This window comes from Hymenobacter sp. BT188 (assembly GCF_014333585.1).
Classification (GTDB): domain Bacteria; phylum Bacteroidota; class Bacteroidia; order Cytophagales; family Hymenobacteraceae; genus Hymenobacter.
Map to the genome: position 1 here is coordinate 309,439 of NZ_JACSCW010000005.1, position 19,616 is coordinate 329,054.

Annotated in this window: 20 protein-coding genes; 11 read left to right on the forward strand and 9 right to left on the reverse strand. The window is 54.0% G+C overall.

Translation table 11 applies throughout. From position 1 onward, the window contains the following. The first annotated feature begins 69 nt into the window (after positions 1 to 69). Positions 70 to 378: an ArsR/SmtB family transcription factor gene (locus tag H8B13_RS16145; protein ID WP_084443403.1), complete on the forward strand. Its 309-nt coding sequence runs from the start codon at positions 70 to 72 to the stop codon at positions 376 to 378. Positions 379 to 466: 88 nt separating this feature from the next. Here H8B13_RS16145 and hemA read toward each other — a convergent pair whose 3' ends face one another. Next, complete coding sequence (gene hemA, locus H8B13_RS16150; protein WP_187311839.1) at positions 467 to 1,738, reverse strand: glutamyl-tRNA reductase; 1,272 nt, start codon at positions 1,736 to 1,738, stop codon at positions 467 to 469. Positions 1,739 to 2,053: 315 nt separating this feature from the next. On the opposite strand from hemA, the gene H8B13_RS16155 reads away from it, so the two are divergent. After that, positions 2,054 to 3,238, forward strand: coding sequence for a sensor histidine kinase (locus tag H8B13_RS16155; protein ID WP_187311840.1), 1,185 nt, complete (start codon positions 2,054 to 2,056; stop codon positions 3,236 to 3,238). 18 nt (positions 3,239 to 3,256) lie between these two features. Here H8B13_RS16155 and H8B13_RS16160 read toward each other — a convergent pair whose 3' ends face one another. Genes H8B13_RS16160 through H8B13_RS16170 form a run of 3 tightly spaced genes read right to left on the reverse strand, consistent with a single transcriptional unit; the run spans position 3,257 to position 5,184 of the window. After that, positions 3,257 to 4,375 carry a lipocalin family protein gene (locus H8B13_RS16160; protein ID WP_187311841.1) on the reverse strand — a complete coding sequence of 373 codons (1,119 nt, stop codon included), beginning with the start codon at positions 4,373 to 4,375 and terminating at the stop codon, positions 3,257 to 3,259. A 48-nt stretch (positions 4,376 to 4,423) separates the two neighbouring features. Next, the gene (locus tag H8B13_RS21705; RefSeq protein WP_187311842.1) at positions 4,424 to 4,933 is read right to left on the reverse strand and encodes a carboxypeptidase-like regulatory domain-containing protein; all 510 of its coding nucleotides are present in this window, start codon (positions 4,931 to 4,933) and stop codon (positions 4,424 to 4,426) included. Then, positions 4,924 to 5,184, reverse strand: a complete 261-nt coding sequence (locus tag H8B13_RS16170; protein WP_187311843.1) for a hypothetical protein — start codon at positions 5,182 to 5,184, stop codon at positions 4,924 to 4,926. The genes H8B13_RS21705 and H8B13_RS16170 overlap by 10 nt, the downstream gene beginning before the upstream one ends. Positions 5,185 to 5,409: 225 nt before the next feature. Here H8B13_RS16170 and H8B13_RS16175 point away from each other — a divergent pair, with 225 nt between their 5' ends. Beyond that, the gene (locus H8B13_RS16175; protein ID WP_187311844.1) at positions 5,410 to 7,161 is read left to right on the forward strand and encodes an amino acid permease; all 1,752 of its coding nucleotides are present in this window, start codon (positions 5,410 to 5,412) and stop codon (positions 7,159 to 7,161) included. 88 nt (positions 7,162 to 7,249) lie between these two features. Beyond that, positions 7,250 to 8,233, forward strand: coding sequence for a lipid A deacylase LpxR family protein (locus H8B13_RS16180; RefSeq protein WP_187311845.1), 984 nt, complete (start codon positions 7,250 to 7,252; stop codon positions 8,231 to 8,233). Positions 8,234 to 8,502: 269 nt separating this feature from the next. Here the strand turns inward: H8B13_RS16180 and H8B13_RS16185 are convergent, their stop codons facing one another. Then, positions 8,503 to 9,564, reverse strand: a complete 1,062-nt coding sequence (locus H8B13_RS16185) for a DMT family transporter (protein ID WP_261990414.1) — start codon at positions 9,562 to 9,564, stop codon at positions 8,503 to 8,505. Positions 9,565 to 9,640: 76 nt separating this feature from the next. Here H8B13_RS16185 and H8B13_RS16190 point away from each other — a divergent pair, with 76 nt between their 5' ends. After that, the gene (locus tag H8B13_RS16190; protein ID WP_187311846.1) at positions 9,641 to 10,048 is read left to right on the forward strand and encodes an ester cyclase; all 408 of its coding nucleotides are present in this window, start codon (positions 9,641 to 9,643) and stop codon (positions 10,046 to 10,048) included. A gap of 38 nt (positions 10,049 to 10,086) precedes the next feature. Here the strand turns inward: H8B13_RS16190 and dusB are convergent, their stop codons facing one another. Continuing rightward, entirely contained in the window at positions 10,087 to 11,076 is a 990-nt protein-coding gene (gene dusB, locus H8B13_RS16195) for a tRNA dihydrouridine synthase DusB (RefSeq protein WP_187311847.1), read from the reverse strand. A 69-nt stretch (positions 11,077 to 11,145) separates the two neighbouring features. Here dusB and H8B13_RS16200 point away from each other — a divergent pair, with 69 nt between their 5' ends. The 4 genes from H8B13_RS16200 (at position 11,146) to H8B13_RS16215 (ending at position 15,753) form a co-directional block, all read left to right on the forward strand. Beyond that, entirely contained in the window at positions 11,146 to 12,201 is a 1,056-nt protein-coding gene (locus H8B13_RS16200) for a CPBP family intramembrane glutamic endopeptidase (protein WP_187311848.1), read from the forward strand. 27 nt (positions 12,202 to 12,228) lie between these two features. Next, positions 12,229 to 13,200, forward strand: coding sequence for a phosphatidate cytidylyltransferase (locus tag H8B13_RS16205; RefSeq protein WP_187311849.1), 972 nt, complete (start codon positions 12,229 to 12,231; stop codon positions 13,198 to 13,200). A 319-nt stretch (positions 13,201 to 13,519) separates the two neighbouring features. Further along, positions 13,520 to 14,806: a Glu/Leu/Phe/Val family dehydrogenase gene (locus tag H8B13_RS16210; RefSeq protein ID WP_187311850.1), complete on the forward strand. Its 1,287-nt coding sequence runs from the start codon at positions 13,520 to 13,522 to the stop codon at positions 14,804 to 14,806. 266 nt (positions 14,807 to 15,072) lie between these two features. Then, a complete protein-coding gene (locus H8B13_RS16215) occupies positions 15,073 to 15,753 on the forward strand; it encodes a phosphatidylserine decarboxylase family protein (RefSeq protein WP_187311851.1) in 681 nt (226 codons plus the stop codon). A gap of 58 nt (positions 15,754 to 15,811) precedes the next feature. Here the strand turns inward: H8B13_RS16215 and H8B13_RS16220 are convergent, their stop codons facing one another. From H8B13_RS16220 to ribD, 3 genes are all read right to left on the reverse strand, one after another. Continuing rightward, complete coding sequence (locus tag H8B13_RS16220) at positions 15,812 to 16,345, reverse strand: dihydrofolate reductase family protein (RefSeq protein WP_187311852.1); 534 nt, start codon at positions 16,343 to 16,345, stop codon at positions 15,812 to 15,814. Positions 16,346 to 16,358: 13 nt separating this feature from the next. Beyond that, positions 16,359 to 16,841 carry a GAF domain-containing protein gene (locus H8B13_RS16225; RefSeq protein ID WP_187311853.1) on the reverse strand — a complete coding sequence of 161 codons (483 nt, stop codon included), beginning with the start codon at positions 16,839 to 16,841 and terminating at the stop codon, positions 16,359 to 16,361. 82 nt (positions 16,842 to 16,923) lie between these two features. Further along, on the reverse strand, positions 16,924 to 17,964 hold the full coding sequence (gene ribD, locus H8B13_RS16230) for a bifunctional diaminohydroxyphosphoribosylaminopyrimidine deaminase/5-amino-6-(5-phosphoribosylamino)uracil reductase RibD (protein ID WP_187311854.1): 1,041 nt from the start codon (positions 17,962 to 17,964) through the stop codon (positions 16,924 to 16,926). Positions 17,965 to 18,016: 52 nt separating this feature from the next. Between ribD and prmC the strand changes: the two genes are divergently transcribed. Together prmC and H8B13_RS16240 are read left to right on the forward strand one after the other, a co-directional pair. Then, positions 18,017 to 18,877: a peptide chain release factor N(5)-glutamine methyltransferase gene (prmC, locus tag H8B13_RS16235; protein WP_187311855.1), complete on the forward strand. Its 861-nt coding sequence runs from the start codon at positions 18,017 to 18,019 to the stop codon at positions 18,875 to 18,877. A 122-nt stretch (positions 18,878 to 18,999) separates the two neighbouring features. Continuing rightward, positions 19,000 to 19,602: an acyltransferase gene (locus tag H8B13_RS16240; protein WP_187311856.1), complete on the forward strand. Its 603-nt coding sequence runs from the start codon at positions 19,000 to 19,002 to the stop codon at positions 19,600 to 19,602. Positions 19,603 to 19,616: the final 14 nt, after the last annotated feature.

Sequence of the window (19,616 nt, forward strand, 5' to 3'; positions counted from 1 at the left end):
AACTTTGCAGGTATAGAATATCGTATGATCCTTATTCTCTCCCTAAGTTTTCCACCTTTGTACTAGTATATGAAACCACTGCTGGCGCGCGTAGAATCCAAGAAAGTAGACAAGGCTGCCGCAATGCTGAAAGTGTTGGCCCACCCTAAACGCCTCGCAATCGTGGATTTGCTGGGTAAGGAGGACAAGATGACCGTAACGGAGATCTACCGTTCGCTCGACTTGCCTCAAGCCATTGCCTCTCAGCATCTTATTACTTTGAAAGACCGCGGTATTCTGTCGTCATTCAAAGTTGGTACTAAGATCTACTACTCCCTGTCCATTCCTAAGCTGCTCGACGTGATCGACTCACTCGAAGATTGCTGCGAATCTATGTAATTACCTGTTTCACTCACGAAACCAGACGAAAAAAGACCGCTAATAGCGGTCTTTTTTCGTCTGGTTAGTACCTTGTTAGGGCTTTTTATTAAACAGTTGTCGGCTGGTTTTCTAAGTCGAATAGCTCGGTAATGATATCAATTACCTGGTCAGCTTCGCCGCGCTTGCAGGCTGCTTTTAGCTGAAGCACTGGCTGCTTCAGAAACTTCTGCATCAGGGAGCGAGTGATTTCGTCCATGCGCTTAGCTTCCTCGGGGGCCATTTTCTTCTGATAGCGGTCCATCTCTTCCTGCCGAATCTGCTCTAAAGCATTCTTCAGCTTCTGAATGGTAGGCGAAACCAGCATTTCCTTGGTCCAGTCGGAGAGACCGGTAATGCTTTCGGCGATAATAGCGCGTACCTGTGGCACGGCAGCTAAGCGCCGCTCTAGCGCTGCGCTAGCCTTGCTATGGATAGCGTCGATGTTGTATACCAGCACCCCTGGTACGTTTTCCACTTCTGCCTCTACACTACGGGGTACCGAGAGGTCGATGAAAAACTTATAGTTCAGTACGTCGAGGCGCGCCACCATATCAGTAGTGAAAAAGGGCGAGTCACGGTTGATGGATGAAATAACCACGTCGGCATCTTTCAGACCCGTTACCAGGTCTTCAAAGTCGAGTACACGCAGGCCACACTCGAGGGCTAGCTCCTCGGCCTTGGTGCGGGTACGGTTGCAGATGCTGACGTTGGTAAATAGGTTACTGTCGCCGAGGTGGCGGCATACATCGGCCCCAATTTCGCCTAAGCCGACTACCAAAATGCGCGGGTTGGCGACGTCGGCCGTCAGCTCTTCTACCAATTCCAGCGTGGCATAAGAAGTAGACGCTGCTCCATCGCGGAAGCTGGTCTCTTGTTGAACGCGCTTGTTGGTGAAGAAGATAGTATGCATCAGGCGGTGCAAAAACGGGCCCGCGGCGTCCGCATCGGCGGCCCACTGGTAGGCGTTCTTAACCTGATTGCTGATTTGTAAGTCGCCTACTACCTGAGCATCGAGGCCCATCGCTACCTCAAAGAGGTGCAGAACGGCCGTCTCGTAGGTGTCAAGCACATCGAAGTACGACGCATAGGCGTGGCTTTCGGGCAAACCCTTCAGATGACCCAAGGCCGTGATGATGGCCGTGCTCTGGTCGTGGTCGGCGGCGTAGTACACCTCTGTCCGATTGCAGGTGCTAAGCACGAGCAGGTCGCTGAGACCCAGATCGTGGTGGAGCGTATATAGGAAGCGGCGGCAAGCAGCCTCGTCTAATGCAATAAGCTCCCGAATAGCTAGGGGCGCTTTCTTGAAAGACAGGCTGACAGCCTTGAATGGGTGGAGCATAGCTGGTGCTAGTGCGAGAATCAGGGGGCAAAAATACGGCGGAAATCGCTAGTGTGAAAACAGCCGTTGCTCCATGGTGGTTCGAGATTACCTAAAGTATCGTGTCAAAAGGCGTATAACCAAGCTGGGGGGCTTTTTGGTGCGCAGATAAACTTAAAAAATTCGTGTGGCGCTCTGCTGTCAAGCAGAACCGTGGAACCTGATCTAGTGTGAAAGCATCTGCATCGGGCGCGGGCACGTATCTTCGTTGCCCGTGCGTTTATAGTTCTTTGAGCCTCCCGTGGGGGGCATTTGTGCCTTACAGCTTTTCTGCCTTTGCTACCGATTTACGATCAGAAGTCCCGTATTAAGCTTGTGGTGCTGGCTGGCGCTTTGCTCATTGCCGCCGCTACCGTTATCTACACCAATATTCTGGTAGGTCGCCTATCCGAGCGGGAGCAGCAGCAGATAGACCTGTACGCCAAGGCCCAGCGCTATATTATCAGCACAGAGGAGGAAACCAATTTGGTATTTGTGCAGGAGCAGATCATTGATGCCAACACCACCATTCCCATCATCTTCACCGATGATCAGGGAAATATTCAGGGCACCAAAAATATTGACTTGCCTAAGGGCATGTCGGATGAGGCCACTATTCGGTTTCTGCGCGAGCGAATCGAGAAGATGAAGGCCCAGCACCCGCCCATTGTGGTGGAGTACGCGGCGGGGCTGCGCAATTATATTTATTATCAAGACTCCGTGCTGCTCACGCAGTTGCGCTACTATCCGTTGGTTCAGCTGGCCATTATTGCCTGCTTGGGTGTTATCGCTTATTTCGCCTTCAGCTACTCGCGCAGGGCCGAGCAGAACCGAGTATGGGTAGGTTTGGCCAAAGAAACCGCTCACCAGCTAGGCACGCCCCTGAGCAGCCTTATGGCCTGGCACACATACCTAAAGGAGTCGGAGCGGTTTCGGGATGAGCCCATTGTGGAGGAGCTAGGCAAGGACGTACGCCGTCTGGAAATCATCACGGAGCGCTTCTCCAATATCGGTTCGGTGCCCGTGCTTAAGGATGAAAATATCCTGCAGGTAACACAGAACGCCATTGCTTATCTGCAAAGCCGGGTATCGAAAAAAGTGGTGTTTAAAATTGAAACCAGCCTGCCTACGCATACACCGGCTAAGCTCAACATTCCGCTGTTCGACTGGGTGATCGAGAATATCTGCAAAAATGCTATTGATGCCATGGATGGCCGCGGCAGTATTACTATTCATCTGCGCCGACCCGCCCGTAATAAGTCCCAGATTGCCATCGACATCACCGACACCGGCAAGGGCATTTCCAAGAGCAAAATTGACCGCGTTTTCCTGCCCGGCTACACTACCAAAAAGCGCGGCTGGGGCCTGGGCTTAGCGTTGGCCAAGCGTATCATCGAGAATTACCACCAGGGCCGACTGTTCGTAAAATGGTCAGAGCTAGGCAAAGGCACCACCTTTCGGATAATCCTGAATGGCGAATAAAGACTTAGTAGCCAGTGGCTAACGGGCGATGCTGGTGGCGGCCGGAGTTTCAATTGGCTTCGAGCGGGGCAGCTTCACCTCTTTACGGTTGGTGATTTCCACGTAGCTATTGCCGCTGACCGGCTTTCCGTTATGAGTGCCCGTCACGCGGCACATGCCTTCCCAGTAGCTCATCTTAATACCGGGCAGCAGCTTGAGCGTTAGTTCTTGGTCGAGCATAACCGGCTCAATGGTAAGATCATAGCCTTGTTTGGGCACCCGCAGGCGCCACTTGCTGGGGTAGCGCAGCTTTGTAGCCGGGCTGGTCCAGTAGTCAATCGTTTCCAGCTGAAAATCATCGGCGGCCAAGTGCATGTTTTCGGCCTGAGGGCCAAAATGCGAGCCGCCGCTTACAGTTTGACCGGTAGCTTTATTGAAAAGCTGGTAGGCCATAATTTCTTCCCGTGGCTCATCAAGCTGCACAGAAAACCAATCCCAGCCGAGGTCTTTCGTGGTCACGGAATTGCAGTTCCATTGGCGGTCGTACCACAGCTCGCCTTCTACCTCGCGGAGCTTCCCATCAACTTCTATGGTACCAGTGGCCGCAAGGCGCGGGTAACTATAATAGCCAGCCTGGGCTACTGGGCCGTATTTTTCATAGCCTGTGCCGCCGTGCAGCAAAATGGCCTTGGCCGGCATCGTAGTTAGATTCACGGCTAAGCCCGGATGGGAAGCCATGCGTGCTTGCAGATGGTAGCTGCCTTCCTGACCGCTTAGCGTCCAGCGCTCATCCTTCTTCTTCATCGATAGGCTAAGCGGGAGCGTAGCGGGCAGCAGCTTGGGCAGCCGCTCCACTTTATAGTCGTAGCGAAACTGCTTGGTTTGCGGATCGGTGAGGGCAAAGTTCACCATCTGGTAATCCTGCTTGCCCGTGGGGTTGAAGTGGAAGAACACGTACTCCACGCCGTAGGATTCACCAGTCACTTTGTCTTTCAGATGGCCTGTGAAGTACCACCACTCCAGAGAGTTACGCAAATGCGGCGCTTCCTCCTGTGGTAGTTGGGCGATTTCGGTGAAAACGTCATGTTTGTTGGTTGGCTTAAGCGTGCAGGCAGTAGCAAAGAATAATGATAGGGAGAGCAGCAGGATATTTCTCATACCCCGGAATAATGCCTTTGGGGGGCAAAAGGTTTGGTAATGCTTGAGTTAATGGCGTTGAAAAGGTTGCGTTAAGTACCTCCATCCGGCTCGTAGGCGCCAGGGCCAAGGCTTATGAGAAGGGTAGTCGGGTATTATAAATTCACCTGTTGTGTCTGTATCTAGGCTTAGAGTTATCATAACTTCTTCCTGTTGTATGTCACTCAAACGTCTTTCTTCAATGACATAACCGATCGATGAAAAGATTAACGTTTGTTCATCAGCCGAGATAGGAATCTTCAGCTCAAACGAACCGTCACTACTTGTCGAAGTTCTGATAGTGGTATTCTTGAGCAGTATATGTACGCTCGGCAGACTCTTCCCAGTATTATTTCTGTAACGGAGCCACGCACTACCGTGGGGGGGCAAATTTAGGGCAAGTGGCTCCATGCGGCGCGGCACTGCCACCATTTCCATCGTGATTATGTGCTGTTCCGTAGGGGTAATACGCTGAGCCTGAGCCTCGGGTACTACTACCGCCTGCAACCCAGCCACGGCTGCTGTGGCCGCTAACCACATAGGGGCCACCGGGATAAAGGCGCGGTCGGCGTCAGTAGCGGTCGATTCAGTTGCAACGTTGCAAATCGTCCGCAGGTTCGGCCCGACTGCTCTTGTTGGAGCCACAGCACTACTTCGGTGTCGGTCATGCGCGTAAAATCCACCACTACTTTGTCGCAGGCGGCGCAATGCCGTCCTTGGGCGGCAGTTGTCATCTGGTCCCAGTTTTCGTGACAGGGCTTTGGAATGGAGATGGTAGAGCGGTACGCCATGGCAGCTAGCAGTTACAAGTTTCCCAGTTGATGCCGCCTCACCCCCGATTCCATATGGATTAGCCAAAACTTTTGAGCTGAAAGTTGAGTCAAGACCCAGTGCCCAGTTGCCTGCTTCTAAATCCAGTGCTTGGCACAGATGCAATAAGCTGCTGTCGGGTTATGCAGCCCCGCCGCAATATTCTTTATCTTTTGCCCCCCAAACCTCCGCTTCTCACCTTCCGAATGAGTTCTTTCTCCTCCCTCTTCCGTCGTAAAGACATTTCCACCATCCTGCAAAACCCGCCCGTCGATACTGCCGTCCACCCCGGCAGCACCGAGGAAGGCGCCTTGGAACGCAACCTTACCGTCCGCGACCTCACGGCGCTAGGCATTGCCGCCGTCATTGGGGCCGGTATTTTCAGCACCATCGGCAATGCCAGCCACGACGGTGGTCCGGCCGTGTCGCTGCTGTTCGTGTTCACTGCTATTGCCTGCGCGTTTTCGGCGCTGTGCTACGCGCAGTTTGCCGCCACCATTCCCATTAGCGGCTCGGCTTATACGTATGCCTACGCCTCGTTTGGAGAACTAACGGCCTGGATTATTGGCTGGGCCCTGATTATGGAATACGCGGTGGGCAATATCGTGGTGGCTATTTCCTGGTCCGATTACTTTACCGGACTTATGCAAGGCATTGGCCTAGAGGTGCCTGCTTACCTAAGTATGGGTTTTCAGAGCGCCTACCAAGGCTACCACAATGTGCTGGAGTTGATGCTGGCCGGGCGGCCACTCACCGAAGCCTCACCGGCTGATATGGCTGGCTATCAAACCTGGATTGCCGCGCCGCAAATCACCGATTCCCTGCGCCTAGTCATTGATTTGCCTGCTTTCGGCATCACTTTCCTCATTACCTGCCTTGTGTATGTCGGTATCAAAGAGTCAAAAAACGCTTCTAATCTTCTGGTGCTGCTCAAGCTCATAGTAGTGGCCATAGTAATTATCGTGGGCGTTTTCTACGTCAATACTGGCAACTGGACCCCTTTCGCGCCTAACGGTGTGAGCGGCGTGCTCAAAGGCGTATCTGCTGTATTCTTCGCCTACATCGGCTTTGATGCTATTAGTACCACTGCTGAAGAATGTAAGAACCCGCAGCGCGATTTGCCCCGCGCCATGATCTATGCCCTGATCATCTGCACCATTCTTTATGTAATTATCACGCTGGTACTCACCGGTATGGTGTCGTATAAAGAGCTGGGCGTAGGTGACCCGCTGGCTTTTGTTTTCACCAAAGTGGGCCTGCCTAAGCTGGCTGGCTTGGTGGCGGTAAGCGCCATTTTTGCCATGGCTTCAGTGCTGCTCGTGTTCCAGATTGGCCAGCCTCGCATCTGGATGTCGATGTCGCGCGACGGACTTTTACCTCCCGTATTTGCCCGCGTACACCCCCGCTTCCGCACGCCTTCTTTCAGCACCATCGTCACGGGCCTATTCGTGGGTATTCCGGCTTTGCTGCTCAACATGGACCTAGTAATTGACCTGACCAGCATCGGTACCTTATTCGCCTTTGCGCTGGTATGTGGTGGCATTCTGCTGATTGACCCGCACGGCACTTCCGAAGCCCGCTTCAAGGTGCCTTACCTCAATGGCAAGTTCCTAGTGCCACTCGTGGTGCTTGTGGGGGGCATTTTGCTGCTTACTTACAACGGCGAGCAAGTAGCTGAGTTTGGTCGGGCCGTACGTGGCGATAGTGGCTACGAAGGCTTCCGCCACTATATCCCGATGTTGGTGTTCCTGGGTTTCTGCGTGTACCTGAGCATTGCTTCCTTCCGTAATCGACTGTCGTTGCTGCCGGTGCTGGGCCTGCTTACCAATCTGTACCTGATGACGCAGTTGGGTGTGAGCAACTGGCTGCTGTTTTTTGCTTGGCTGGTAATGGGCCTCGGCGTGTATTTTGGCTACGGCTACAAGCATAGTAAGCTAGGGCTGAAGAAGGTCGCCTAAGAGGTGTACGAACGCTCATCCTATAGCCTCACTCTCGCATACACAAGAGAAAAACTGAACTGGCGATAGGCTGCGTACATAACGCACTATGCGCTACTGGCTGAGTACTTTACTGCTGACATTTGCTCTCACTGAAATAGGGCTGGCTCAAAAAATGCCCCCCGACAGCAGTGTCGTCAGCCCTGACCATATCATCGTCTATTCCTTCGCCAACGATGCCTTTTTTCGCACCGATTATTATTTTACCCAAGGCATGAGCCTGAATGTGGTGCTGCCCGTTCTGGCTAAGTCGCCGATAAATAAAATACTTCTGGGGGGCAAAATGGCTGCCGTGCACTATCATGGCGTGAAGCTATTGTATGATGGCTTTACGCCATTGCGAATTCAGGACGCCTTTATTCGGTTGGGCGACCGGCCGTATGCTTCTTATATCTACGCTTCGCCTTATCGTATTGCTAATCAGCCTCAATACCGGCAGCGGCTTACCGCTAGTCTCGACCTCGGCTTTATCGGGCCAGCCGCCGGGGCCAAAGGCTTTCAAACCAAAGTGCATGAATTACTGGATGCGCCCACCCCGCGGGGCTGGGATTATCAGGTGCGAAACGACTTGGTGCTGGGCTACCAAGTGGCTGCTGAGAAGCAAATAGCTGCGGGGGATAAATTTGCAGAACTGATTGGTACAGCGCGGGCTTCGGTGGGCACGTTGCACACGCTGGCCGCCACGGGCGTTCTAATGCGGGCGGGCAAAATGAACCCGTATTTCAGCAACTTAGGGATAACATCGGCGGGCAACCGAGCTGGGGGGCAAAAATTTCAGCTTTATGCCCAGGGCCGCCTGGAAGGACGAGTGGTGGGCTATAATGCTACAATGCAGGGCGGAATACTCAATCGGCAAAGTCCTTATACGCTGCGTGCAAGCGAGCTGAAGCGTGGGGTAGTGCAGGGAAGCGGCGGAGTGGTGCTCGCCTACGGTGGGCTACGCTTCGAGCCGTCGGCTACGTGGGTATCGCCGGAGTTTCGGGGCGGACGCACCCACCGCTGGGTCCAATTCGAGTTGTGGGGGGCTTTTTAGACGCTAAAGCCAGGCACTACTTAGCATTAAGGTGCCAGAATAAGCAGGCTAAATGCCGAGAATCCGCAGCTCATTTTTTGTGCGTACGTTTAAACATGCTGAAAGCAGTGCGAAAAAGGAGACGCAAGCCAACTAGATGGTGGCGACTAATAAAGGCGAACTGGCCCTGGAGCTTAGCGCTTGCCGCCTTCACCGTGCTGGGACTGTTGGTGTGGCGCTATGGCTGGTAGTGGATAATGAGGTAAGCCTGCAAAACCATAGGGCGTGATTTACTTGGCTCTGTTCACCATAAAAACGCCCCCTAGAATGATAATCATACCCAAGCAGTGCAGCATATTGATGGTTTCGCCATCCAATACACCCCAGCCCAGCGCCACAATAGGCACCAGATAAGTATTGGAACTGGCAAAAAGCGCCGTAGACTCCTGAATCAGCTTGTTGAACAGCACCATCGCTACGGCTGTGCTCATAAAGGCCAGCAACGCAATGTAACCCAGGGCCGACCAAGCGCCGGGCACAGTGGAAAGCTTCGTGAGAAAATCAGTGAAGCCGAAAAGGAAAATCAGAGCCGGCCCGCCGATAAGCATAAGGAGCAGACTAGTGACCGCCAGCGACGGAATACTATGCAAGTGGTGCTTGATGACGTTCACGCTAACGCCGTAGCCCATTGTAGCTAGCACGATGTAGAGGCCGTACCAAGCATTGCCCAGACCAGTAGGAGTGGCCGAGCCTCCGCTGCCGCCCAAGCCCATCAGCACCACCGTACCCACAAAGCCGAGCCCGATGCCTAACGTCCGCAGCGGCGTAATACGCTGCCGGAAAAATAGCGCGCCCACAAGCAGCGTAAACACTACCGTCAGGGCATTAAGCACGCCGGCCAGCCCCGAGGCCAGCTTAGTTTCGGCGTAAGCAAATAAGAACGCCGGAATAAATGTGCCTACCACGCCGCTCAGCAGCAAATACTTGAAGCGGCCACGCTCTACGCGCCGCACATGGCGCAGCCCAAACGGCAAGAGCACCAGCGCGGCAATGCTCACTCGCGCCGCCCCCAGTTCCAAGGCCGAAAAAACCTCCAGCCCCTTTTTCATCAGAATAAACGACGTGCCCCAGATGCAGGCCAGCACAACGAGCAACACCCAAGCCGAGGCCGGAATGCGTTGGACAGGGGCGATAGAAGCAACTGGAGCAGCAATAGTAGGAGCAACGGGAGGAGCAGTAGGCATAATGGCTACAAAGATCGGATGAGGTATTAGGAGGGTGCTGGTGAGTGGCACCAACTGGATGTTCAGCGCCAGACACGTAAAATCAATAGTTGATTGGTTAATTATCAAGCCGTTCTGTAGACTTGTAGCTGTGAGGATTCTTGTGCCAGACTGCTGCTTTACGACTTATGTTTTAAACGATACCATGGAGCCGACAGAAGCTAATAAAGTAGTTGTACAGGCTTATGTGAAAGCCTTTAACCAAGGTGATATGCTAGCCTTACGCACTGTTTTTGCCCCTGATGCGCTAGTGTATGGGGTGCTCGGCTGGGGTAGTATGGAGCAAGTAATACCAGTCTGGCAGGAGTTGCATAACGCCTTCAACATTCAGCTAGAGGTAGAGTCTATACTAACTGAGGGCGATGAAGTGGCAGTGCGTTATACAGAGCGTGGACAATCGGTAGGTTCGTTTCGTGGAAGCGCTATTACAGGCAAGACGTATGAGATTGTCGCGATGGAACACTTCGTGGTCCGAGACGGCAAAGTGCAGCGGCGCTGGGGTGCCCGCGACTCAGCGGCTCAGTTTCGGCAGATGGGCCTATCACTAGGTTAGCCAGAACTAGTCTGGGGGGCAAATGCCTGACTTGGGCCTTATCCCACCATCACGGGCTCGGCGGTGGCTATTTCTTCCAGGATTTCCAGAATGATTTCGGGCTGTTCGGCATCGACTAAGCGGGTGCGCCACTGCTTGGCTCCTTCCAGGCCGCGGAAGTATTGGGCATAGTGCCGGCGCATCTCAAACACACCTACGCGGGGGCCTTTCCACTCAATGCTCTTCTCAAAATGCATGCGGCACATGGCTACGCGCTCCTCAATAGTAGGCGGCGCCAGCTTTTCGCCCGTGGCCAGATAGTGTTTCACTTCGCGGAAAATCCAGGGATATCCAATGCTGGCCCGACCTATCATAATTCCATCCACCCCATAGCGGTCCTTGTACAGCGCTGCTTTTTCGGGCGAGTCGATGTCGCCGTTGCCGAAGATGGGAATGTGGATGCGCGGGTTGTTTTTGATCCGGTGAATCAGGGTCCAATCGGCCTCGCCCTTATAGAGCTGAGCACGGGTGCGGCCGTGAATAGTAAGCGCCTCAATGCCAATATCCTGTAGGCGCTCAGCTACTTCCTCCACATTTTTGGTGTCGTCGTCCCAGCCTAGGCGCGTTTTCACCGTCACGGGCAAGTGCGTATTGCGGACGACTGCCGACGTCATTTCGACCATTTTCGGAATGTCGCGCAGCAGAGCCGCGCCGGCGCCGCGGCAGGCCACCTGCTTTACGGGGCAGCCGTAGTTGATATCAATCAAATCGGGGCTGGCGGCGGTGCTGATGGCGGCGCACTCACCCATAGTTGCCACGTCGGAGCCAAACAGCTGAATGCCGATAGGCCGCTCGTAGTCAAACACGTCGAGCTTTTTCTTGCTTTTGGCTGCGTCCCGAATCAGGCCTTCCGAGGAAATAAATTCGGTGTACATCAAATCAGCCCCGTTGGCTTTGCACACGGCCCGAAACGGCGGGTCGGATACGTCCTCCATAGGAGCTAAAAGCAACGGGAAATCGGGCAGAGCTAGGTCGCGGATGTGTACCACAAGTAGGCAGTTAGAGGAATTTGCGCAAATTTACGACACTTCCAAGTTTCCCGTAACCACCTGTCTGCTATGAAAGGTTTCGTGTCCAGCCGCTTGCACCCATTGCTGACCCTGCTCTTGCTCGTTGGCCTGATGGTAGGCGGCTTGTGCGTGGCAACATTTTTCATTGCTATTCTGGCCAGCAGCATCTACGATATCGGCTTGCTGGAAATGGGTAACGTCACGCGCCGCCCCGACTCACACCCCAATGGCTGGTCACTGCTCATGCTTAGTCAGGGCCTGACGCTGTTCATTGGGTTTGCCGGTTCGGCGTTAGCGCTGGCTTGGATGCAGGGTTACCGCTGGGCCGAGTATTTTGCCCCCCGGCGGCCCACGCACAACGAATGGCTGCTGCTGGCTGGGGTTCTTGTCATCGTCAGCCTGCCCGCCATGTCGAGCCTGGTCGAATGGAATGCCAAGATGCATTTCCCGCCTTTCATGCAGGGCTTTGAAACGTGGGCTCGGCAGATGGAGAATCAAGCGGAAGCCATGACCAAGTCGCTGACACAGTTCAATTCCGTTACGCGTCTTCTGGTAGCTTTGCTCGTCATTGCTATTGTGCCGGCCATTAGTGAGGAGTTGGTATTTCGCGGAGTGGTACAGCGCAACTTGGTGCAGTGGACGGGCAGCTACCACGCCGGTATCTGGTTGGCAGCCGCCATTTTTAGCGCCATCCACTTTCAGTTTTTTGGTTTTATCCCGCGTCTGGCCCTGGGCGTAATTTTTGGCTACCTCTATGCATGGAGTGGCAATATTCTGGTGCCTATGGCGGCTCACTTCACCCAGAATGCGTTTCAGCTTTTGCTGCTATACTTAGTGCAGAAGCGCGCCTTGACCACCGACGCCTTCAATCCCGACTCAACCGAAAGCCTTCCGTGGCCGCTTGTATTGATTTCGGCCTTGCTCACCGCTAGCATTCTGTATTATCTGTCCCAAAAAATGGCCCCCACTGCCGAACCTACTGAAGCCCATACTATTGGCAGCGCCGGGGTAGCCGTGCGCACCGCCAATGCGCCAGTCCCACATGAGCGCCACACGCTTAGCGGTCGGGGTATTGAGGTCGATGACGACAAGTCGGCTTCCTAACGTTTACCTTCCCTTAACCTCGCTATTTTGCCCCCCACGCCCGCCCCAGCCGAATCCACTCTGACCGATCAGCCGTCGGGCAAGAAGCCGATGTCCAACCTCACGCAGCGCGTTATTTTCGGGGCTCTGGGCGCGGTGCTGCTGTTCGGCTGCATCTGGTACAGCGCGTGGAGCTTCGCGGTGTTTTTTGCCTTGGTACAGGCCAAGATGTTGCTCGAATTTTACCGCATGATGCGCAAGACCGGCTACGCGCCGGTAGCGGCTATGGGAGTAGGTGTGAGCGTGCTGCTTTTTATGGGCGTACACCTAATTGCAGGAGCCGGACATTACAATACGGAGGGCAATTCAGCCATTCAGATCTACAACGCGGATGCCGCGCCGGGTAGCTCAGTGGCTTTTTACTCGTTCGGCTTTCTAATTCAGCGGGCCCTGCTCAGTAGCTTAGTTCTCATCCCGGTCTTGCTGATTTTGCGGGAAATGATTCTGTGGCCACGCTCCAAGAATCCATTCGGAAACATTGGGGTCAATCTCTTAGGCCTGTTTTACGTGAGCATTCCGATGAGTTTGCTCAGCGTGCTGGCTTTTACTGAAACCGGCTACGACTTCCGCCGGATTCTGGCCCTGCTCTTCCTTGTCTGGACCGCCGATATTGGTGCTTACGCTGCTGGCAAAACCATGGGCAAGCACAAATTGGCCCCCAACATCTCGCCCGGCAAAACCTGGGAGGGCTGGATTGGTGGCGCGTTGCTCACACTAGTTATGGGCTGGGCTTTAGGCTATTTGTTGCCCGATATGCCACTTTCACACCGCCTGGTAGCCGCAGCAGTTGTCGCCGTATTTGGGGTGCTCGGCGACCTGGCCGAGTCGATGCTCAAGCGTAGCGTAGGTGTGAAAGACTCCGGCCGCATTCTGCCCGGTCACGGCGGCTTGCTTGATCGGTTTGATGCGTTGCTGCTGGTGCTGCCGGTGTTGGTGCTGCTGCAGCTATTGGTGGAATAAGCCTGCATTAGCAGCGCACTTATTGGTCTGCGAAGATTACTGCCTGAGCTCAATTGTTATGCCGTTGATCTTCAAATATATATTCGCTGGCCTCCGTGGCTCTCACCTGTGGAGCTTAAACCTGTTTCCGCTCTTTAAACAGGTCACAGCGTCTGGATTGGGGCAATTATTGCATAGTGAAGTACCAAGGCGGTTTATTCAGCGTATGCACAAACCTAGTACCTTTGACCACCCCAAACCTAGGGCGCATTTACGGCTCCACCCGGCCTTAATGCGCCTCTAATTATAATTCCCACCCTTTTTCAATCAATCCTCCTCTATGGCTGTCACCACGGTGTACAAAGAGCCGGCCCCAATCGTGGACCGCGAAAATCCACTTGAATCAATGATGTCGCGCTTTAATATCGCGGCGGAGATTCTGGGTTTAGACGAATCAACCTACAATGTTTTAAAAGCACCTGACAAGCAGGTAATCGTCAACATTCCCGTGACCATGGACAATGGTCAGATTCGGGTGTTTGAAGGCTACCGCGTAGTGCACAACACAATTCTGGGCCCGTCGAAAGGCGGTATCCGCTACGATATGCATGTGCACCTCGACGAGGTAAAAGCGCTGGCTGCCTGGATGACCTGGAAGTGTGCCGTAGTTGATATTCCCTATGGCGGCGCCAAGGGCGGCATTATCTGTGACCCAACAAAGATGAGTGCCGGCGAAATTGAGCGCATGACCCGTGGCTACACGCTGGCTCTGAAAGACGTTTTTGGTCCTGACCGCGACATCCCAGCGCCTGACATGGGTACTGGTCCCCGCGAAATGGCTTGGCTCATGGACGAATTCTCTAAGACCACAGGCGCAACGTCGCCTGCCGTCGTGACGGGCAAGCCCTTGGTAATGGGGGGCTCTTTGGGCCGGGTAGAAGCTACGGGTCGGGGCGTAATGGTATCCGCCATTGCTGCTATGAAAAAGCTTGGCATGGACCCCACTAAGTCATCGGCAGCGGTGCAGGGTTTCGGCAACGTAGGCTCGTGGGCGGCAAAGCTGCTCTGCGAGAAAGGCGTGAAAATTAAAGGTGTATCGGATATCAGCGGCGCTTACTGGAACGAAGAAGGCATCAACATCGACGAAGCTATTGCCTACAAAAACGCGCATAACGGCCGCTTAGAAGGCTACACTGGCGCTACTCCCATGGACCCCGACGAATTGCTGACCAGCGCTGTAGACGTACTGGTTCCAGCGGCCGTAGAGGACGTGATTACTGAGCACAACGCTGAGCGAATTCAGGCGAAGCTGATTGTGGAAGGTGCCAACGGCCCTACTTCCGCCAGCGCCGACGATATTATCAACCGCAAGGGCATTATGGTAGTGCCCGACATTTTGGCCAACTCCGGCGGCGTTACTGTGTCCTACTTCGAGTGGGTACAGAACCGCCTGGGCTACAAGTGGAGCGAAGGTATGGTGATTGAGCGCGCAGCGCGCATCATGAACGACGCCTTCGAGAAAGTGTATGCCACCAGCCAGAAATACAAAGTGCCTATGCGCATTGCGGCCTACATCGTAGCTATCGATAAAGTAGCCCAGACGTATAAATTCCGCGGCGGCTACTAAGCCTTCCGTGTGTTGCGCTAAAGTCAGTTTTACTGGTTATTAGACCACATAGCTGAATTGTGCGTATGCAAACAGAGTAGTTGTAAAACTGTCTAATTGATAGCCCGGGCCAATGGTCCGGGCTATCTTTGTCAGGCTTTTGTACATTCGTGACTAAACTCGGCAACGAAATCAGTTTTCTTATCTGTTTGATTAGTTGAAACCCTGTAGCTGCGCATTTTGCTGGTTGGGTTCATCCTTAGGTCAGCGCAGCTAATCTGCGATTTATGAAGATTCACAAAGAAGGACGACGTATACTATTCTTTACGCTACTGGCTCTGCTGGCCGTTAATTTGTTGCTGTTCCGGTTTAATAGTCGCAACGAAACCTTCAACTTCATATTTGTAGGGGCGTCGGCCGTAGCGTTTTTGCTGCTGTTACAGTTTTTCCGCAGCCCTTACCGCAATCTGCTTACTCACGAGGATCTGCTCATCGCTCCCGCCGATGGAAAAGTTGTCGTGATTGAAGACGTACACGAGCCTGAGTACTTCGACGATATGCGCAAGCAGATTAGCATCTTCATGTCGCCTATCAATGTGCACATCACCCGCAACCCCATCTCGGGTGTCGTGCGCTATTTCAAGTATCACCCCGGCAACTACTTGGTAGCCTGGCACCCTAAGAGTAGCACCAAAAACGAGCGGACTACCGTCGTGGTGCAGTCGGAAGCCGGACCAATGGTCCTTTTCCGGCAGATTGCCGGCGCCATGGCCCGCCGCATTGTGTGGTACGTGAGCGAAGGCGACGAAGTAAGCCAGGGCGAAGAGTTCGGCTTCATCAAGTTCGGCTCCCGCGTCGATATTTATGTGCCTTTGGATACAATACTGAAAGTGCAGCTTGGAGATAAAGTGAAGGGCGGTGAAACAGTTATTGCCCAGCTAAAAACGGAAACTCCAAGTCTTTTCTAACCCGCACATACAATCTGTTTTATCTAAAAAAGCCCCCAGACTTAGTCTGAGGGCTTTTTTATTCAATGTTAGTTAGCTGATAATGTAACAACGCCATACCATCGGGCCAAGTATGGCTACGCAACAGTTTGAGCGGTTGCGAGTGTTTTGGCTCCTGCCACAGCGGAATACCGTTACCTAGTAGCCTCGGAACCACAAACAGCATCAACTCATCAACCTGCCCTGCGGCCAGTAAAGGTGCCACAAGTTTACCGCCTCCAATAAGCCAGATTGTGCCACCTTCTTCTTGCCGCAATTGCTTGACAAACTCGACTGTATCTGTCGTTACAAACCTAACGGACGGATGCACCGCTTCAGTGGGAGGGTTGCTGGTAAAAACGTAATTGATAAGCTCAGGATACGACCATTCACCAAAGGTGAGCACCTGTTCATAGGTAGTGCGGCCCTGCAAAGTGGTGTCTATCGTCGAAAGGAATTCAGTGTAGCCATAGTCCTCGCCCGGTAGGAGAGGCGGTAGCCAATCAACTGAGCCATCAGGCGAGGCGATGTAGCCGTCGAGGCTCGCGGCAATGTACAGAACCACTTTGCGCATAGTAGTATCACCTTTAAAACCAACTTGCCATCAGTTGGGCGAGTTGCTCTAAAGCCTGCTGATCATCGTGGTCAAAGTCGTTGAGCTGGTCGCTGTCTACGTCTAACACCATAACCACCTGCCCATCTTTCAGTACCGGCACCACGATTTCTGACTTCGACTCGCTACTGCAGGCAATATGACCGGGGAACTGCTCCACGTCGGGCACGAGGAGGGTCTGGGCCTGAGCCCAACTGGCGCCGCATACGCCCTTGCCGTGCCGGATACGGGTGCAGGCAATAGGCCCCTGAAAGGGTCCGAGTACTAGCTCATCACCTTTTACTAAGTAAGCGCCCACCCAAAAAAAGCCGAAGGTTTGCTTTAAAGCGCCCATCGTGTTAGCCAAGTTGGCAATCAGGTCGGGCTCGCCTGTGGTTAGGGCTTCAATCTGGGGCAGGAGCTGACGGTATTTTTCGGCTTTAGTGAGCGTAAGGTCGAGAATGAGTTCTTCAGCCATGAGAAAAGCAGGGTAAGCTGCGGCTTTTGTGATCGTGAGATGTAAAACAAAGTCGAGCTACGGCGAAGCAAGCTGTTGCTGCTTACGTGCGGTAGTGGTGATAGATAAACAGCATATCGTCGCCCAGAGTTACCTGCTCGTGCAAATGCCTGATACCCAATTGGGGTGCCGCGATGCCCGCGCCGAGATTTTTAGGGCTGCGCAGTATCCGGGCTTCATCCCAAAGGCCATCCTTTAACAGAGAAGTCAGCACAGTAGGGCCACCCTCCACCAGCACCGATTGTATCTGACGTTCAAAGAGGTTGGCCAGAATACAAGGAAATAAGTCTTCTGCTTCGGGCAGCTTGATGTATTCGATGTTGGGCCGGGCAGCCCGCTCGCGGTACGTGTAAACCAAGGTAGGCTGCTTGCCATCGAGCAGATGATGGCTGGGGGGCAAACTGAGGTTTTTGTCGATAGCCACGCGCACGGGATTTTGGCCGGGCCAGTCGCGCACGTTCAGATTTGGGTTGTCGTGCAGCGCCGTACGGGTACCTACCAATATAGCCTGCTCCTCGGCGCGCCACTGATGCACCGCCACGCGGGCCAGCGCGCCACTTATTTGAATGGGCTGATAAAACCGTCCGGCCAATAATCCATCGGCCGTTTCGGCCCATTTCAAGACCACGTAGGGCCGTTTCTTCTCCTGAAAAGTGAAGAAACGCTTATTTAGCCACCGACCATCCGCCTCCAGCACGCCTGTCTCCACGTGCACACCAGCCGCGCGCAGCTTGTCGATGCCGCGGCCGGCTACCAGCGGGTTAGGATCCAGATTGCAGATAACGACATCGCGTACGCCGCTTTCAATCAATAAGTCGGCGCAAGGCGGCGTTTTGCCGAAGTGGGCACACGGCTCCAGTGTAACGTACACGCGGCTTTTGGGCAGCAGACTTTTATCAGCAACGGCAGCTAGAGCGTTTACCTCGGCGTGCGGACCGCCGTAGCGCTCGTGCCAGCCTTCGCCAATGATATGGCCTTGGTGAGTAACCACACAGCCAACGACTGGGTTCGGTCGCGCATAGCCTAGACCTAGTCGGGCCAAGTCGAGGGCGCGGCGCATTATCAATTCATCAAAATCACGCATACGGGGTGGGAGCAACGTAGCTTTATGGCCGAAGGTACAAACCTCGCCTCGTATGACCATCTTGGAGCTAACGCGCCGCCTCACCACCGCTTTGGGGGGCATTTATCCTGAGCCTGAAGCCGCTGCCATTGCGGGGCAGGTGATTGAGCATTATCTAGAACTGACTCCTTTAACGCGCCGCATGCAAGCCGTTGAGTTGTTACCAATAGAGAAGGAGCAACTCATAGAAGCTGCTCAAGCCCGACTCCTGCGCCACGAGCCCCTACAATATGTACTAGGCACTGCTCACTTTGCGGGACTGGAGCTGGAAGTGACGCCGGCCACCCTCATCCCCCGGCCCGAAACGGAGGAGCTAGTGGCGCTCATTATTAAAGAGCAAAAAAAAGCCCCCCAGCTTACTATTCTGGACATTGGAACCGGTTCGGGCTGTATTCCAGTTGCCCTGAGCCAAGCGTTGCCCACGGCGCGGGTGATAGGAGTAGATATTTCGGTGGAGGCGCTGGCCGTAGCGCGGCGCAACGCAGCCCGCTATGCACCAAGCGTAGAGCTTCAGCAAGTCGATATTCTGCGGGATGTGCCGGCCGGAATTGCCCCCCGCAGCTTGGCAGTACTAGTGAGTAATCCGCCCTACGTGCTGGAAAGTGAGCGGGCACGAATGCGACCCAACGTATTGGAATACGAGCCGGCCACTGCGCTATTTGTGCCGGATAATGACCCACTGCTTTTCTATCGGCGCATCGCTGAGCTGGGGCAGGAATTATTGCGGCCGGGGGGCAAATTATACTTCGAAATAAACGAGCAATACGCAACGGCCGTACTCAACCTACTCGCTGAGCTGGGGTACGCTGGGGGGCAAATTCAGCAGGATATATTCGGCAAAGACCGCATGGTGACCGGGATAATTGGCGAGTAGGTGCCCGCAGGCTCACAGAATCCGAACTTCTCAAAGTTGTATTCCCGAAATTTCTAAAACTTAAAAAGTCCTACCTTTGCGGGCTCAAAATCGGCGGCCTGCCGAGCTAGTTATCTGCTTTCGTGACTGATACGGTTGCCTATTTTGCCCACCCCACCGCTGTGCTCGACGACGGCTGCCGCATTGGCGCCGGGTGTCGCATCTGGCACTTCTCCCACCTGATGGCGGGCTGCGAGCTGGGCGAAAACTGCAGCATCGGGCAGAACGTAATGATAGCCGACGGCGTCCGCCTGGGGAGCAACGTGAAAGTGCAAAACAACGTGAGCCTCTACACGGGCGTAGAGTGCGCCGATGATGTTTTTCTCGGCCCTTCCGTCGTATTTACCAATGTGCGCAACCCGCGTAGCGCCGTGCCGCGCCGCCACGAATATCAACCCACCGTGCTGGAGCGCGGAGTAAGCGTGGGGGCCAATTCTACTATTATATGCGGAGTTCGGTTGGGGGAATACGCCTTTGTAGGCGCCGGTTCCGTAGTAACCCACGACGTGGCTCCTTACTCCTTGGTGTATGGTAATCCGGCCCGGCATCAAGGCTGGATAAGCCGCGCGGGGCATCGCCTTGCTTTTGATGCCAGCCGGCAAGCAACTTGCCCCGAAAGCGGCATGCAGTATGAATTAACCGTTGATAATCAGGTGCTACCTGTTATTTCGATCCAAAATCCATAAGTCAAAACTCAGAA

Coding starts and splice junctions, on each gene's coding strand:
- H8B13_RS16210 (WP_187311850.1), top strand. CDS start 13,520: ATGGCTGTCACCACGGTGTACAAAGAGCCGGCCCCAATCGTGGACCGC.
- H8B13_RS16200 (WP_187311848.1), top strand. CDS start 11,146: ATGAAAGGTTTCGTGTCCAGCCGCTTGCACCCATTGCTGACCCTGCTC.
- H8B13_RS21705 (WP_187311842.1), bottom strand. CDS start 4,933: ATGTGGTTAGCGGCCACAGCAGCCGTGGCTGGGTTGCAGGCGGTAGTA.
- H8B13_RS16190 (WP_187311846.1), top strand. CDS start 9,641: ATGGAGCCGACAGAAGCTAATAAAGTAGTTGTACAGGCTTATGTGAAA.
- H8B13_RS16180 (WP_187311845.1), top strand. CDS start 7,250: ATGCGCTACTGGCTGAGTACTTTACTGCTGACATTTGCTCTCACTGAA.
- H8B13_RS16170 (WP_187311843.1), bottom strand. CDS start 5,184: ATGGCGTACCGCTCTACCATCTCCATTCCAAAGCCCTGTCACGAAAAC.
- H8B13_RS16225 (WP_187311853.1), bottom strand. CDS start 16,841: ATGGCTGAAGAACTCATTCTCGACCTTACGCTCACTAAAGCCGAAAAA.
- H8B13_RS16175 (WP_187311844.1), top strand. CDS start 5,410: ATGAGTTCTTTCTCCTCCCTCTTCCGTCGTAAAGACATTTCCACCATC.
- H8B13_RS16145 (WP_084443403.1), top strand. CDS start 70: ATGAAACCACTGCTGGCGCGCGTAGAATCCAAGAAAGTAGACAAGGCT.
- H8B13_RS16220 (WP_187311852.1), bottom strand. CDS start 16,345: ATGCGCAAAGTGGTTCTGTACATTGCCGCGAGCCTCGACGGCTACATC.
- hemA (WP_187311839.1), bottom strand. CDS start 1,738: ATGCTCCACCCATTCAAGGCTGTCAGCCTGTCTTTCAAGAAAGCGCCC.
- H8B13_RS16215 (WP_187311851.1), top strand. CDS start 15,073: ATGAAGATTCACAAAGAAGGACGACGTATACTATTCTTTACGCTACTG.
- ribD (WP_187311854.1), bottom strand. CDS start 17,964: ATGCGTGATTTTGATGAATTGATAATGCGCCGCGCCCTCGACTTGGCC.
- prmC (WP_187311855.1), top strand. CDS start 18,017: ATGACCATCTTGGAGCTAACGCGCCGCCTCACCACCGCTTTGGGGGGC.
- H8B13_RS16160 (WP_187311841.1), bottom strand. CDS start 4,375: ATGAGAAATATCCTGCTGCTCTCCCTATCATTATTCTTTGCTACTGCC.